The sequence below is a fragment of the Fodinibacter luteus genome (assembly GCF_039541575.1).
Classification (GTDB): Bacteria; Actinomycetota; Actinomycetes; order Actinomycetales; family Dermatophilaceae; genus Fodinibacter; species Fodinibacter luteus.
Genome location: NZ_BAABGM010000001.1, coordinates 79,110 through 93,034, shown reverse-complemented (window position 1 = coordinate 93,034; position 13,925 = coordinate 79,110). Strand labels below are relative to the sequence as shown.

At 74.6% G+C, this 13,925-nt stretch carries 14 protein-coding genes; 11 read left to right on the top strand and 3 right to left on the bottom strand.

Going from position 1 to position 13,925, the window contains the following annotated elements; all coding sequences use genetic code 11:
• Nucleotides 1-22: 22 nt before the first annotated feature.
• The 4 genes from ABD899_RS00420 (at nucleotide 23) to ABD899_RS00405 (ending at nucleotide 4,070) form a co-directional block, all read left to right on the top strand.
• On the top strand, nucleotides 23-2,062 hold the full coding sequence (locus ABD899_RS00420; protein WP_345201074.1) for an oxidoreductase: 2,040 nt from the start codon (nucleotides 23-25) through the stop codon (nucleotides 2,060-2,062).
• Between the two features lie 277 nt (nucleotides 2,063-2,339).
• On the top strand, nucleotides 2,340-2,741 hold the full coding sequence (locus tag ABD899_RS00415; protein ID WP_345201071.1) for a hypothetical protein: 402 nt from the start codon (nucleotides 2,340-2,342) through the stop codon (nucleotides 2,739-2,741).
• A 107-nt stretch (nucleotides 2,742-2,848) separates the two neighbouring features.
• A complete protein-coding gene (locus ABD899_RS00410) occupies nucleotides 2,849-3,226 on the top strand; it encodes a hypothetical protein (protein WP_345201069.1) in 378 nt (125 codons plus the stop codon).
• Nucleotides 3,227-3,296: 70 nt separating this feature from the next.
• On the top strand, nucleotides 3,297-4,070 hold the full coding sequence (locus tag ABD899_RS00405; RefSeq protein WP_345201066.1) for a class I SAM-dependent methyltransferase: 774 nt from the start codon (nucleotides 3,297-3,299) through the stop codon (nucleotides 4,068-4,070).
• 74 nt (nucleotides 4,071-4,144) lie between these two features.
• Here ABD899_RS00405 and msrA read toward each other — a convergent pair whose 3' ends face one another.
• Nucleotides 4,145-4,840 (bottom strand): peptide-methionine (S)-S-oxide reductase MsrA, encoded by a 696-nt coding sequence (gene msrA / locus ABD899_RS00400; protein WP_345201064.1) that lies wholly within the window; start codon nucleotides 4,838-4,840, stop codon nucleotides 4,145-4,147.
• A 100-nt stretch (nucleotides 4,841-4,940) separates the two neighbouring features.
• On the opposite strand from msrA, the gene ABD899_RS00395 reads away from it, so the two are divergent.
• The 6 genes from ABD899_RS00395 to ABD899_RS00370 all read left to right on the top strand — a co-directional run bounded on the left by ABD899_RS00395 (nucleotide 4,941) and on the right by ABD899_RS00370 (nucleotide 10,883).
• Nucleotides 4,941-6,119: a cystathionine gamma-synthase gene (locus tag ABD899_RS00395; RefSeq protein WP_345201061.1), complete on the top strand. Its 1,179-nt coding sequence runs from the start codon at nucleotides 4,941-4,943 to the stop codon at nucleotides 6,117-6,119.
• Between the two features lie 7 nt (nucleotides 6,120-6,126).
• Nucleotides 6,127-7,455: a glutamate mutase L gene (locus ABD899_RS00390; protein ID WP_345201059.1), complete on the top strand. Its 1,329-nt coding sequence runs from the start codon at nucleotides 6,127-6,129 to the stop codon at nucleotides 7,453-7,455.
• Between the two features lie 80 nt (nucleotides 7,456-7,535).
• Nucleotides 7,536-8,591 (top strand): aminotransferase class V-fold PLP-dependent enzyme, encoded by a 1,056-nt coding sequence (locus ABD899_RS00385; protein ID WP_345201057.1) that lies wholly within the window; start codon nucleotides 7,536-7,538, stop codon nucleotides 8,589-8,591.
• Between the two features lie 53 nt (nucleotides 8,592-8,644).
• Nucleotides 8,645-9,061: a VOC family protein gene (locus ABD899_RS00380; protein ID WP_345201055.1), complete on the top strand. Its 417-nt coding sequence runs from the start codon at nucleotides 8,645-8,647 to the stop codon at nucleotides 9,059-9,061.
• A complete protein-coding gene (locus ABD899_RS00375) occupies nucleotides 9,058-10,041 on the top strand; it encodes an ATP-binding cassette domain-containing protein (protein WP_345201053.1) in 984 nt (327 codons plus the stop codon). The genes ABD899_RS00380 and ABD899_RS00375 overlap by 4 nt, the downstream gene beginning before the upstream one ends.
• Nucleotides 10,038-10,883, top strand: a complete 846-nt coding sequence (locus ABD899_RS00370) for an ABC transporter permease (RefSeq protein ID WP_345201051.1) — start codon at nucleotides 10,038-10,040, stop codon at nucleotides 10,881-10,883. The genes ABD899_RS00375 and ABD899_RS00370 overlap by 4 nt, the downstream gene beginning before the upstream one ends.
• Before the next feature lie 18 nt (nucleotides 10,884-10,901).
• Here the strand turns inward: ABD899_RS00370 and ABD899_RS00365 are convergent, their stop codons facing one another.
• Complete coding sequence (locus ABD899_RS00365) at nucleotides 10,902-12,314, bottom strand: urease accessory protein UreH domain-containing protein (RefSeq protein ID WP_345201049.1); 1,413 nt, start codon at nucleotides 12,312-12,314, stop codon at nucleotides 10,902-10,904.
• 107 nt (nucleotides 12,315-12,421) lie between these two features.
• Here ABD899_RS00365 and ABD899_RS00360 point away from each other — a divergent pair, with 107 nt between their 5' ends.
• A complete protein-coding gene (locus tag ABD899_RS00360) occupies nucleotides 12,422-13,261 on the top strand; it encodes a PhzF family phenazine biosynthesis protein (RefSeq protein ID WP_345201047.1) in 840 nt (279 codons plus the stop codon).
• Between the two features lie 8 nt (nucleotides 13,262-13,269).
• Here ABD899_RS00360 and greA read toward each other — a convergent pair whose 3' ends face one another.
• Nucleotides 13,270-13,758 carry a transcription elongation factor GreA gene (greA, locus tag ABD899_RS00355; protein ID WP_345201045.1) on the bottom strand — a complete coding sequence of 163 codons (489 nt, stop codon included), beginning with the start codon at nucleotides 13,756-13,758 and terminating at the stop codon, nucleotides 13,270-13,272.
• Nucleotides 13,759-13,925 lie beyond the last annotated feature (167 nt).

The window sequence follows — 13,925 nt, the reverse complement described above, 5'->3', positions numbered from 1 at the left end:
GCGACGCGACGGAAGACGGCCGATGAGCGAGTACCCCCACCTGCTGGCGCCCCTCGACCTGGGGCACGTGACGCTGCCCAACCGTGTCGTCATGGGGTCGATGCACACCGGCCTGGAGGACCACGCCCGCGACTTCCCGAAGCTCGCCGCCTACGTCGCGGAGCGGGCCCGTGGGGGAGCAGCCCTCATCGTGACGGGCGGCTTCGCCCCGAACGTCGAGGGCACGTTCTACCCGCTCGCGTCGAAGCTGACGACCCGGCGCGAGGCCCGTCAGCACCGCCAGGTCACGGATGCCGTGCACGAGGCGGGCGGTCGGATCGCCCTGCAGATCCTGCACGCCGGCCGGTACGCCTTCACGCCGTGGTGCGTCGCCCCGTCGGCGGTCAAGAGCCCGATCTCGCGGTTCCGGCCGCGGGCGCTGAGCGACCGGGGGGTCCGGCGCCAGATCCGCGCCTTCGCCCGGGCCGCGCGCCTCGCCCGCGAGGCGGGGTACGACGGCGTCGAGGTCATGGGGTCCGAGGGCTACCTCGTCAACCAGTTCCTCGCGCCGCGCACGAACCACCGCACCGACGCGTGGGGCGGCACCCCGGAGAAGCGCCGCCGGTTCGCGGTCGAGACGGTGCGGGCGGTGCGCGAGGCGGTCGGGCCGGACTTCATCGTCGTCTACCGGATCTCGGTGCTCGACCTCGTCGAGGACGGCCAGACGTGGGACGAGGTGACCGCCCTCGCCCGCGAGGTCGAGGCGGCCGGGGCGAGCATCCTCAACCTCGGCATCGGCTGGCACGAGGCGCGGGTGCCGACGATCGTCACCTCGGTGCCCCGGGCGGCGTTCACCTCGTACGCCGCGCGCCTCAAGGAGCACGTGTCCGTCCCGGTCGTCGCGACGAACCGGATCAACACGCCCGAGGTCGCCGAGGCGGTGCTCGCCGACGGCGGGGCCGACCTCGTGTCGCTCGCGCGGCCGTTCCTCGCCGACCCGGAGTGGGTGCGCAAGGCGGCGGAGTCGCGGGCCGACGAGATCAACACGTGCATCGCGTGCAACCAGGCGTGCCTGGACCACACCTTCGTCAAGCAGCGCGCCACGTGCCTCGTCAACCCGCGCGCCGGGTACGAGACCGAGCTCGTCCTCGGCCCGACCCGCACGGTGAAGAAGGTCGCCGTCGTCGGGGCCGGGCCGGCCGGGCTCGCCGCCGCGACGACGCTCGCCGAGCGGGGGCACGAGGTCGAGCTCTTCGAGGCGCGCGACCACGTCGGAGGGCAGTTCGACATCGCGATGCGCATCCCGGGCAAGGAGGAGTTCGCCGAGACGATCCGCTACTTCACCCGGCGCCTCGACCTCACCGGGGTCAAGGTGCACCTCGGGAGCCGGGTGCACGCCGACGAGCTGGCCGACGCCGGCTTCGACGAGGTCGTCGTGGCCACGGGTGTCGAGCCGCGGATGCCCGACATCCCCGGCATCGACCACCCGATGGTCATGACGTACGCCGAGCTCGTGCGCGGCGAGCGCACCGCCGGCGAGCGGGTGGCCGTCATCGGCGCCGGGGGCATCGGCGTCGACGTCAGCGAGTACCTCACGACCGAGCACTCCGCGACCCTCGACGTCGACGCGTGGCGGGCGGAGTGGGGCGTCGGCGACCCGGCGCAGACCCGCGGTGGCCTGACGACCCCCCGGCCCGAACCCAGCCCACGACACGTCGTCCTCCTCCAGCGCAAGGCGACGGCGATCGGCCGGGGCCTCGGCAAGACCTCCGGCTGGGTGCACCGGGCCGCGCTCAAGGCCAAGGGTGTCGAGCTCGTGACCGGTGTCGCGGCGTACGACCGGATCGACGACGAGGGCCTGCACGTCACCGTGGCGAGCGGCTCCGACGGTGCGAGCGAGCGGCGCACGTTCCCCGTCGACTCCGTCGTCGTCTGCGCCGGCCAGGAGTCGGTGCGCGGTGTCGCCGACGCCCTCGCCGCGCGCGGCATCCCCACCCACGTCATCGGTGGGGCCGACGTCGCGGCCGAGCTCGACGCGAAGCGGGCCATCCGGCAGGGCACCGAGGTGGCCGCCCGGATCTGACGGATCTGGGGGCGGGACGGGGTCCCCGAGCCGGGGTCGCCGGGCTGGGTCCCTCGAGCAGGGGGCGTCGTCACGTTGCTTTCACCGCGGAAGGAATTCCTTTCGCGCAGATAGCATTCGTCATGGGGCAAAGGTGGGTGCGCGGCGGTGCCCTGCATCCGCTCACGCCCCGGCATCCCGCGTGACTCATGCGTCACAGGCCAGACCCTCACTCGGGCGGGAGGGCGAGGATGGAGATGGAACCTGCGGGGTCCTCTCCAACGCGTGGAGGTGTGCCATGACCAGCTCGACGCAGCACGGATCCCAGGACCCGTGGAGCGATGCGGCGAGCCCGACGGGCCGGAGGCGGATGAGCGCCGAGGGCCGGTGGGCCTGGGTGTGCCTCGCGCTCGCCCCGGTGTTCTGGTTCCTCGGGGTGGCGGTGCCGTTCGCCCTCGGTGCGCGGCTCGGCGGCGGCGACCCCTACGGCGACCAGCCGGCGGCGGTGACGGTCCCGCTCGTCCTCCTCGGCATCGCCATCGTCGGCCTCCCGGCCGTCCCGGCGGTCGTCCTCGCCCGCCGGGCGTGGGACCACGGGGACCGGTCCCCGCGGATCGCGGCCCTCGTGCTCGTGGGCGTCACGGTGCTCTTCGCGGTCGTCGCCCTCGCCTCGTGGGTCGCGTCGCTGCTCACCGGGTGACCGCTCCGATCCGTGCGTCACAGGTCGGAGTCCGGTGCGGACGGCAGGGCGAGGATGGAGGTGGAGCCCCGGGCTCCCGGCGCTCTCCCTCCCCCAGGAGGTGTGTCATGAATGCCACCACCCACCCCGTCGCCCGCACCCCCGTCCCTCGGGACGACCGCGACGTCCGGCTCGCCTGGGCGTGTCTCGCCTGCGGGGTCCTCGCCGTCATCGTGTCCTTTGTCGTCGGTGGGGCCATCGGCACGGCCCTGGGCGTCGAGGAGGGAGCCCTCGCCTCGACGAGCGTCGCCCTGCTCGTACTCGCCGTGGTCGTCGCCCTCCTGGCCGTCCCCGTCCTGCTCGTGTGGCGGTTCGCGAACCGGGCCCGGGCGCGCGGCGACGCCCGCGGTCGGGTGCCGGCGATCGTGCTCACCGTGTTGGCCGCCGTCGTCGTCGGCGTCAACCTGCTCTCGTGGCTCGCCGGCGTCGTCCTCGACGGCGCCTGACGGAACGGAGCCGAGGCGTTGCCACGATGGCCCGGACGCCGTCACGACCGGCCGGGGCTAGCCTGAGCCGGTGACCGACGCACGGGCCGGCGACCTGGCGCGCAACCGGGCGCTGTGGGCGGTCGTCAACGCGAGGTTCACCGATGCCGCCGCCGAGGAGCAGTGGACGCGGCCCGACCCGGTGTGGGGGCTGTTCGCCGTCCCCGAGCGCGAGCTGGGCGCCCTCGGCGAGGTGCGAGGGCTCGAGGTCGTCGAGCTCGCGTGCGGCACCGCCTACGTCTCGGCCTGGCTCGCCCGGGCGGGGGCCACGGTCGTCGCCGTCGACCTGTCGGCCGAGCAGCTGGCCACGGCACGCCGCCTGCAGGGGCAGCTCGGCCCGCGCTTCCCGCTCGTCCAGGCCGACGGCGAGCTCGTGCCCCTCGCGGACGGGTGCGCCGACCTCGTCGTGAGCGAGCACGGCGTGGCGGCGTGGTGCGACCCCGAGCGCTGGGTGGCCGAGGCCGCCCGGCTGCTGCGGCCCGGAGGCCGGCTCGTGTTCCTCACGAACAGCCACCTGTCGGCCCTGTGCGTGCCCGACGACGAGGGGGTCGCAGCGGAGCGGCTGGTGCGTGGCCACCGAGAGGCGTACCGGGTGCGCTGGCCCGGCGGCGGGGCCGAGTTCCACCCCTCGCACGGCGACTGGGTGCGGCTGCTGCGGCGTGCCGGTCTCGTCGTCGAGGCCCTCCACGAGGTCTTCGCCCCGGCGGACGGTGGTGGCGACCACCCGTTCTACGAGATCGTGTCGCACGAGTGGGCGAGCCGGTGGCCCGCCGAGGAGCTGTGGGTCGCCTCCCGCCCGGCGTGAGGGGTGCGGTCCGTCGTGGTGCGGACGTGGTCGCGGGGCAGCCGTCGCCGCACCACCGCCGGGGTTGGGGGCGGTCAGGCCGGGGGCCGCACCTGCGTCTGGGCCGGGAGGGTGGCGACGCCGACGGGGCAGGTCAGGCCGTTGGGCCCGTGGTTGCAGTAGCCGTTCGGGTTCTTGTGGAGGTACTGCTGGTGGTAGTCCTCGGCGTAGTAGAACGGCCCGGCGTCGCCCGCGGGGGCGAGCGTCGTCGTGATCTCGCCACGCCCGGCGCGGGTGAGCACGTCCTGGAACGCGGCCCGGGTCGTGCGGGCCGCGGCCTCCTGGCCCGGGGTGGTCCAGAAGACCGCCGACCGGTACGCGGTGCCGATGTCGTTGCCCTGGCGGTTGCCCTGGGTGGGGTCGTGGTTCTCCCAGAAGGCCTTGAGCAGCGGCTCGGGTGACGTGCGCGCCGGGTCGTAGGCGACGAGCACGGTCTCGGCGTGCCCGGTGCGCCCGGTGCACGTCTCCTCGTAGGTGGGGTGGGGGGTGGACCCGCCCATGTAGCCGGCCGCGGTCGCGACGACGCCCGGCATCCGCCAGAAGATCCGCTCGACCCCCCAGAAGCAGCCCATCGCGACGTACAGCACCTCGGTGCCCTCGGGCCAGGGCCCCTCGAGCGGGGTGCCGAGCACCTCGTGGGTCGTCGGGACGGGGAACGGCCGGTGGTCCCGGCCGGGCAGGGCCTCGTCGGCGGTGGGCAGCGTCGTCCTGGCACGGGATCCGAAGAGCATGTCGGTCTCAACGCCCGGACACCGCGCCGTCATCCCGGCTCGGCCAACCTCGACAGCGGCGAGGACTGCGGAGGCAGGTGACCGGCATACGCTGGCCCGCATGACCCTCGAGCACCTCGGCTTCTCCTCGCGCGCGATCCATGCCGGGCAGGAGCCGGACCCCACGACCGGGGCCGTCGTCCCGCCCATCCACCAGGTGAGCACGTACAAGCAGGACGGCATCGGCGGCCTGCGCGGCGGCTACGAGTACAGCCGGTCGGCGAACCCGACCCGCACCGCGCTCGAGGAGTGCATCGCGGCCCTCGAGGGCGGCGAGCGCGGGTTCGCGTTCGCGAGCGGCCTCGCCGGCGAGGATGCCGTGCTGCGCGCGCTGCTCGCACCCGGCGACCACGTCGTCGTCCCGTCCGACGCCTACGGCGGCACCTACCGCCTGTTCAACCAGGTCGCGAGGCCCTGGGGCGTCGAGCACTCCGTCGCCACCGTCGCCGACGTCGAGTCGGTGCGTGCCGCGATCCGCCCGACGACGCGCATGGTCTGGGTCGAGACCCCGACGAACCCGCTGCTCGGCATCGCCGACATCGAGGCGATCGCGGCCGTGGCCCACGAGGCTGGTGCGCTCCTCGTCGTCGACAACACCTTCGCCTCGCCCTACCTCCAGAGCCCCATCGCGCTCGGCGCCGACGTCGTCGTGCACTCGACGACGAAGTACGCCGGCGGGCACAGCGACGTCGTCGGTGGTGCAGTCGTCGTGGCCCCCGGCGCCACGACACCGCGCGGCGAGAGCGTCCAGGAACGGGTCGCGTTCCACCAGAACGCCATGGGGGCGGTCGCCGGCCCGTTCGACGCCTGGATGGTGCTGCGGGGCCTGAAGACCCTCGCCGTGCGCATGGAGCGGCACTGCGACAACGCAGAGCGGGTCGTCGAGTTCCTTCGCGGCCACCCGGGCGTCACCGCGGTGCACTACCCGGGCCTGCCCGACCACCCCAACCACGACGTCGCCTCCCGGCAGATGCGGCGGTTCGGCGGCATGGTCGCGTTCCGGGTCCGCGGCGGCGAGGACGTCGCGACGAAGGTCTGCGCCGAGACGCAGCTGTGGATCCTCGGGGAGTCGCTCGGCGGCGTCGAGTCGCTCATCGAGCACCCCGGCCGGATGACCCACGCCTCCGTCGCCGGCACCGAGCTCGAGGTGCCCGCCGACCTCATCCGGCTGTCCGTCGGCATCGAGGACGTCGAGGACCTCGTCGCCGACCTCGGCCAGGCGCTCGACCGGCTCACCTGAGCGGGCCGTGGGCGCCATCCTCTGCGTCGACGTCGGGTCGACGTTCACCAAGGCCGTGCTCGTCGACCCCACCGACGGGGGGGTCCTCGGCACGGCGAGCCACCCGACGACCGTCGCGACCGACGTCATGGACGGCGTGGATGCCGTGCGCGCGGCGCTCGCCGCGGGGCACGGGGCCCCCGACGAGGTGCTCGTCTGCTCGAGCGCCGGGGGCGGGCTGCGGCTCGCGGTCGTCGGCTACGAGCGGGAGGTGACCGCCGAGGCCGGGTTCCGGGTGGGCCTGTCCGCGGGGGCCAAGGTCGTGCACGTCGCGAGCGGCCCGATGTCCGGCGCGGACGTCACGGCCCTGCGGGCGGCATCCCCCGACCTCGTCCTCCTCGTCGGCGGCACCGACGGGGGCAACGCCGACGTCCTGCTGCACAACGCACGGAGGCTCGCGAGGACCCGCCTCGCGGCACCCGTCGTCGTCGCCGGCAACACCGACGCCGCCGACGAGGTCGCCGCGCTGCTCGCCTCGACCGGACGCCGGCACGTCGTGACCGCGAACGTCCTGCCCCGCATCGGTGTCGTCGCGCCCGAGGCCGCCCGGACCGCCATCCGCGAGGCCTTCCTCGCCCACGTCATCGGCGGCAAGGGGCTCTCCCGCGACCGCGGGTTCGAGGACCTCGTCAGGGCGCCCACGCCGGATGCCGTGCTCCGCGGCGTCGAGGTGCTCGCGGACGTCGTCGGTGGTGACGTCCTCGTCGTCGACGTCGGCGGGGCGACGACCGACGTCTACTCCGTCATCACCCCGCAGGGGGAGGACGCGACGATCCACCGCGAGGTCGTCGGCACCCTGTGGCACGCCAGGACCGTCGAGGCGGACCTCGGCATGCGCTGGACCGCGGAGGGCGTCGTCGAGGCGGCCGCCCGCGAAGGACTCCCGCTCGAGGCGGGCACGGCCCGGTACGCCGCGGCGGTCTCCGCCGACACCGGTCACCTCGCCGGCTCGGACGCCGAGTGGGCGGCCGAGGAGGAGCTCGCTGCGACCGCGGCGGTCGTCGCCGTCCGCCGGCACGGCCGGCCGGCCCACTCCTCCGAGCGGCCCCGGCCACTCGGGGACGTCGTGCTCGTCGTCGGCTCGGGTGGGGTGCTGCGCCACGCCCCGGTCGGGACCGGCGCGAGGGTGCTGGCCCGGGTCGTCGCCGACCACGGGGGCGGGTGGCGCGTCCCGCGCTCCGCGCAGGCGCGGGTCGACGCGGCCTACGTGCTCTTCGCGATCGGCCTGCTCTCCGAGCGCCACCCGGCCGCGGCGGCGGCCCTCGCCGCCCCGCTGGCCTCGACCACCGCGCCCTGACCCGCCCTGAGTGCGTACGCGGCCGCCGGGACGACCGTCTCCGGCCGCACGGCGAGGGGACCGGGGCCTACGGTGGGCCGATGAGCAGCGACTGGCCGTGGGCCGCCGAGTTCGAGCCCGACGGCACCTACCTCAACTCCGCGACGATGGGGCTGCCGCCGCGGGCGACCCTCGCCGCGATCGGCGACGCGCTCGACGCGTGGCGCCGCGGCACGGCCCACGCGCCCGGCTACGACGCGGTCATCGACCGGGCCCGGCAGGCCTGGGCCCGGCTCGCCCACGTGCGCCCCGAGACCGTCGCGATCGGCAGCCAGGTCTCGCCGCTCGTCGGGCTCGTCGCGTCCGCGCTGCCCGACGGCGCGCAGGTCCTCGTGCCCGAGGGCGAGTTCACGAGCGTGACGTTCCCGTTCGCCGCGCACGCGCGCCGCGGCATCCGGGTGCGCGAGGTCCCGCTCGCCGAGCTCGCGGACCACGTCGACGGGACCACGGCGCTCGTCGCGCTCGCCGCCGTGCAGTCGTCCGACGGCACGGTCGGGCCCCTCGGCGCCGTCGAGGCGGCCGCCGCACGGCACGGCGTCGACGTGCTCGTCGACCTCACCCAGGCGACCGGCTGGCTCGACGTCGACGCGAGCCGCTTCGCGTACACCGTGTGCGGGGCGTACAAGTGGCTCCTGTCGCCGCGGGGGACGGCCTTCCTCGCGGTCCGCCCGGACCGGTGGGACTCGCTCGTGCCGACGGCCGCCGGCTGGTACGCCGGGGACCAGCCGTGGTCGTCGATCTACGGCCTCCCGCTGCGCCTGGCGCCCGATGCGCGGCGGTTCGACGTGTCCCCGGGGTGGCACGCGTGGGTGGGGACCGCGGCCTCGCTCGACCTGCTCGAGCGGGTGGGGGTCGCGGCTCTGCACGCGCACGCCCTGGCGGCGGAGGCGGCGTTCGCGCAGGGCGCCGGCCTCGAGCCCACCGGGCGCGCGATCCGTGCCCTCGCCGCGGACGGCAGGGTCCCGGGGATCCTCGAAGAGCACCGGGTCGTGGCCGCGGAGCGGGCCGGACGGCTGCGGGTGTCCTTCCACGTCAACAACACCGTCGAGGAGGCCCACGTGGCCGGGCGGTTGCTCCGGGGGCACGTGCGCGACTGAGCGCCGGAAACTCCGGCGACGGGTGTCGGTGGTCACACCTACGCTTTCTCCTCATGAGTGAAGACACCGCTCCGACCGCTGACGCCACCCCCTCGACCCGACCGGTCCTCGACCTCGTGGTGCTCGACTGCCCCGATGCCACCGCCCTCTCCTCCTTCTACGCCGAGGTGCTCGGCTGGGAGATGGAGGAGGGCTCCGACGACCACTGGGTCACCCTCCAGCCGCTCGGTGAGCGACGCGGCAGGGCGGCCCTGGCGTTCCAGCGCATCGACGACTTCGTGGCGCCGACGTGGCCCGGCGGCTCGCACCCCCAGCAGTTCCACCTCGACCTGCAGGTCGACGACCTCGAGGCGGGGGAGCGGCTCGTCCTCGCCGCCGGTGCCCGGCGGCACGCCGTCCAGCCGTCGCAGTCCGGTGGCTTCGTCGTCTACCTCGACCCGGCAGGGCACCCGTTCTGCCTCGTGCGATGAGCGCGCCGGCGATCGAGGCGGTCGACCTCGTCAAGCGCTTCGACGACGTCACCGCCGTCGACGGGGTGAGCCTGTCGGTCCCCGAGGGCACGGTCTTCTCGATGCTCGGGCCCAACGGCGCGGGCAAGACGACGACGGTGCGGATGCTCACGACGCTGTCGGTCCCGACGAGCGGCACGGCGCGCGTCGCGGGCCACGACGTCGTGAGCCAGGCCGATGCCGTGCGGCACAGCATGGGCCTGACCGCCCAGTCGGCGACCGTCGACGAGCTGCTCACGGGCCGCGAGAACCTCCGGCTCGTCGGCGACCTCTACGGCCTCGACCCCGCCCTCGTGCGTCGCTCGACCGACATGCTGCTCGAGCGGTTCTCGCTCACCGGGGCGGGCGACAAGGTGGTGCGCGACTACTCGGGGGGCATGCGTCGCCGCCTCGACCTCGCCGCGAGCCTCGTCGCCACGCCACCGGTGCTCTTCCTCGACGAGCCGACGACCGGGCTCGACCCGCGCAGCCGGGTCGAGCTGTGGGCCGTCCTGCGCGACCTCGTGCGCGACGGCACGACGCTGTTCCTCACGACGCAGTACCTCGACGAGGCCGACCAGCTCGCCGACCGCATCGTCGTCGTCGACCACGGCCGGATCATCGCCGAGGGCACGCCGCTCGAGCTCAAGGACCAGTCCGGGCGGGCCAGCCTCGTCGTCGCGGTCTCCCGGGCCACCGACGTCGACCGCGCCGCGGCCCTCGTGCGCGCGGAGGTCGCCGAGGTCCACGTCGACGCCGACGCCCGGCGGATCAGCGCCCCCGCCGAGGGCGTGGCCGCCCTGACCCGCATCGCGGCACGGCTCGACGAGGCCGGCGTCGAGCTCGACGACATCGGCCTGCAGCGACCGAGCCTCGACGACGTCTTCCTCCACCTCACCGGCCACCGCGCCGCTCCCGCGGGGGACGCCCCGCACGAGCCCGACAAGGAGCCCGCACGATGACGGCATCCGCGCCCCCCACGTTCCAGCCGACGCACGCGCAGGGTCGCACCGCGAGCCCGGTGCGGCAGGTCGCCGCCCTCGTGCGCCGCAACCTCATCCACATCCGGCGCCAGCCGGAGATGCTCACCGACGTCACGATCCAGCCGGTCATCTTCGTCGTGCTGTTCGCGTTCGTCTTCGGCGGCTCGATCGACATCCCCGGGGTCGACTACAAGGAGTGGCTGCTGCCCGGCATCATGGCGCAGACGATGACCTTCAGCTGCTTCATCGTGGCCGTCGGCCTGACCTCCGACATCGGCAAGGGCATCGTCGACCGGCTCCGGTCGCTGCCGATCGGCCGGTCCGCCGTCGTCGTCGCGCGCAGCCTGTCCAGCCTCATCCACTCGCTGCTCGGCATCGTCGTCATGTCGGTGACCGGGTTGTTCGTCGGGTGGCAGATCCACACCGGGGCCGCCAGGGGCCTCTTCGGCTACTTCCTCCTCATCCTCTTCGGCTTCGCCATGCTGTGGATCGGCATCCTCGCCGGGTCCGCACTGCGCTCGGTCGAGGCCGTGCAGGGCGTCATGTTCTCGACGCTGTTCCCGGTCACCTTCCTCAGCAACGCCTTCGCCCAGCCCGAGGGGATGCCGCCCGTGCTGCGGACCATCGCGGAGTGGAACCCGATCAGCGCGCTCGTCCAGGCGCTGCGCGAGCTCTGGGGCAACGACGGCATCCCCCTGCCGGCCGACGCCGCGCTGCCGTTGCAGTACCCGGTCGTGGCGACGGTGCTGTGGTCGCTCGGGCTCTCCGCCGTCCTCGCGCCGCTCGCGGTGCGCGCCTTCACCCGCCGCACGACCGACTAGGCGAAGCGGCCGCCCGAGCTACCCGCTCGACGTGCCAGGGTCCGGCGGGTCGACGGCGACGAGGGTGCCCGAGTACATGCCCATGACGCACGTGAACGGCACCTCGCCCGCCTCGAGCGCGGGCAGGGCGACGGTGTTCTCACCCTCGGTGAGGTCGACGGAGATCCCGAGCGAGGGCACCCGCAGGAAGGCGCTGCAGTCGAACTGCGAGGTGGCGTCGATGACCCATCGCGTCGGCAGGCCGGCGTGCAGCACGGTGTCGGCCGGGACGTAGCCGTCCGGGGTCTGGGTCATCCGCACGGTCTGCGTGCCGCCGGCCACGGTGACGTTGTCGGTGACCTGGCGGGCCTCGGTGGCGGCCGACGACGAGGCGGTGACCCCGAGCAGCTGGAGGCCGCTCGACACGTTGAGCAGGGCGAAGGCGAGCACGACGACCCCGACGACCCGCAGGACCACGGCCTGGCGCCGGCCCGTCGTCAGCTCGGGCACCGCCCCGAGCGCGAGCAGCCCGGGCGTCGTGCCCACGGCGAAGGTCGCCATGACGGCGCCGCCGACGAGGGGGGATGCCGTGGACAGCGCGTAGACCTGCACCGCCTGGGTGAACCCGCACGGGAGGAAGAAGGTGGCCGCACCCACGAGGGCGGTGCGGCCGTGGCTGTACGAGCCCTGGGCGGCGGTGTCGAGGCCGAGTGCCCGGGCCAGCCCCCCGGGGAGCCGGGGCGACCAGGCGGCCAGCCGCGGTGAGACTCCCGTGAGGCGCACCCCGAGGAGGAACATGACGACCGCGACGGCGAGGACGAGCACGGCCGTGAGCCGGGTGGGCAGGCTCATCGTCGACCCGAGCGCGCCGAGCAGGGCGCCGAGGACCCCGAACCCGATGATCCGGCCGGCGTTGAAGGCGAGCTGGGGACGCATCCGGCCCAGCAGGGACGCCGTCGTCCGCCCCCGGCCGGCGACGGATGCCGCGTGGGCCGCGGAGAACCCGAGCACGAGCCCGCCGACCATCGCCATGCAGGTCGAGACCCCGGCGGCCAGGCCGAGGGTGAGCACGAGGAGCAGCCCTCCTCGGGAGGGGTCGGCGAGGTCGGCCGCCACCCCGGCGACACCGGTCGAGGCGACGAGCCAGGCCACGGCGGCGACGGCCGCGGCCGCGACGAGGACGGTGCGCCACACCGACCGGTCGGGGCTGAGCCACGGCGCGGACCCGGGTTCGTAGCCGGCGGCCCGGATGGCCTCGGTGATGGCGGGACGCCCCGGCAGGGGGTCACCGTGCAGCGTCGCCGTGCCCCGGGTGGCCGAGACGTCGACCGACCGCACCCCGGGCAGCGCGCGCAGGGCCCTACCGACGCGCTTCTCGCACGACGCACAGGTCATCCCCGCGACGGGGACGGTGACCTGCCCGGTCGCGGCGCTGTCGGTCCTCGTGCTCACGGTGCGTCCTCCGGTGCCGCTGTGCCCGACCATCGTGTCACGCGTCGCGGCGGGTCGTGGAGGTCGGCGGGCGGCCCGGCGCTCGCCACCCGTGGTTGCATGGGCCCATGGTGGCCGTGCGCTTCGTCGACGTGTTCTCCGAGACCGCGTGCCGGGGGAACGCCCTCGCCGTGTTCCACGACGCCGACGACCTCGGCGACGACGAGATGGCGGCGATCGCCCGCTGGACCAACCTGTCCGAGACGACCTTCCTGTGCGCCCCGACCCGCCCCGGTGCCGACTACCGGGTGCGCATCTGGGCGACGGGGGGCGAGCTGCCCTTCGCCGGGCACCCGACCCTCGGCAGCGCGCACGCGTGGCTCGAGGCGGGCGGCGTCCCGGCATCCGGCGACGTCGTCGTCCAGCAGTGCGGCGCCGGCCTCGTCGAGGTGCGGCGCGGCGACCGGCTGCGGTTCGCCGCCCCGCCGCTCGTGCGCTCCGGCCCCGTCGCGGTCGACGACGCCGCCCGCGTCGTGCGCGCCCTCGGGGTCGACCCGGCCGACGTCGTCGACCTCGCGTGGGTCGACAACGGGCCCGGCTGGGTCGGTGTGCTGCTGCGGTCGGTGGATGCCGTGCTGGCGGCGGTCCCCGACCCGGTGCGCTGTGCCGGCATCGCGGCGGGGCTCGTGGCCGGCTACGCCCCGGGTGCTCGCGACGACGGCGTCGCCGCCGAGGTGCGGGCCTTCTTCTCCGACGGCACCCAGTTCGCCGAGGACCCCGTCACCGGCAGCCTCAACGCCGGCCTGGCCCAGTGGCTCGTGCCGGCCGGCCGCCTCCCGGAGCACTACGTCGCCGCCCAGGGGACGGTCATCGGTCGCGAGGGGCGCGTGCACGTCGACGTCGTCGACGGCACCGTGTGGGTCGGCGGGGCGACCCACACCGTCGTGACCGGGTGGCGCGGGGCCTGAGAGGCGGCTCAGCCGTCGTACGGCGTCGTGTGCAGGATCCTGACCTCGATCTGCTTGCCGTTGGGTGCCTCGTAGGACACCGTGTCGCCGACCTTGGCCCCGTTGACGGCGGCCCCGATGGGGGACTTCTCGGAGAACACGTGCATCGACTCGTCGGTGATCTCGCGCGAGCCGAGGAGGAAGGTCTCCTCGTCGCCGAACATGTCGACGGTCACGACCATGCCGGGCTCGACGACGCCGTCGTCGGGCGGGGTCTCGCCGATGGTGGCGGACTCGAGCAGCTGCGTGAGCTGGCGGATGCGGGCCTCCATCTTGCCCTGCTCCTCCTTGGCGGCGTGGTAGCCGCCGTTCTCCTTGAGGTCGCCCTCCTCCCGGGCCGCCTCGATCTTCCGCGCGATCTCGGTGCGCCCCGGCCCGGTGAGCTGCTCGAGCTCGGCCTTGAGGCGGTCGTAGGCCCCCTGGGTCAGGAAGCTCGCCTGGTTGGCGGTCTCGGTCACGTCATTCACTCCTGGGTCGTGGGTCGGCGGCGGCCCTGCCGGTGGCGGGGGCCGCGCCGTGGTGCTACGGCAACGGGCCCGGGTTCCGAGGGGTGCCGTGCGGCACGAGGTCGGACCCAGACCCGAGATGAACTCCATAGTCTACCAAGCCCCACCCGGATTGCCAG

What these genes read in the sequence shown, in the direction of transcription:
- ABD899_RS00420 (WP_345201074.1), top strand. Translation starts at nt 23, where the DNA reads ATGAGCGAGTACCCCCACCTGCTGGCGCCCCTCGACCTGGGGCACGTG.
- ABD899_RS00415 (WP_345201071.1), top strand. Translation starts at nt 2,340, where the DNA reads ATGACCAGCTCGACGCAGCACGGATCCCAGGACCCGTGGAGCGATGCG.
- ABD899_RS00410 (WP_345201069.1), top strand. Translation starts at nt 2,849, where the DNA reads ATGAATGCCACCACCCACCCCGTCGCCCGCACCCCCGTCCCTCGGGAC.
- msrA (WP_345201064.1), bottom strand. Translation starts at nt 4,840, where the DNA reads ATGCTCTTCGGATCCCGTGCCAGGACGACGCTGCCCACCGCCGACGAG.
- ABD899_RS00395 (WP_345201061.1), top strand. Translation starts at nt 4,941, where the DNA reads ATGACCCTCGAGCACCTCGGCTTCTCCTCGCGCGCGATCCATGCCGGG.
- ABD899_RS00385 (WP_345201057.1), top strand. Translation starts at nt 7,536, where the DNA reads ATGAGCAGCGACTGGCCGTGGGCCGCCGAGTTCGAGCCCGACGGCACC.
- ABD899_RS00380 (WP_345201055.1), top strand. Translation starts at nt 8,645, where the DNA reads ATGAGTGAAGACACCGCTCCGACCGCTGACGCCACCCCCTCGACCCGA.
- ABD899_RS00375 (WP_345201053.1), top strand. Translation starts at nt 9,058, where the DNA reads ATGAGCGCGCCGGCGATCGAGGCGGTCGACCTCGTCAAGCGCTTCGAC.
- ABD899_RS00370 (WP_345201051.1), top strand. Translation starts at nt 10,038, where the DNA reads ATGACGGCATCCGCGCCCCCCACGTTCCAGCCGACGCACGCGCAGGGT.
- ABD899_RS00360 (WP_345201047.1), top strand. Translation starts at nt 12,422, where the DNA reads ATGGTGGCCGTGCGCTTCGTCGACGTGTTCTCCGAGACCGCGTGCCGG.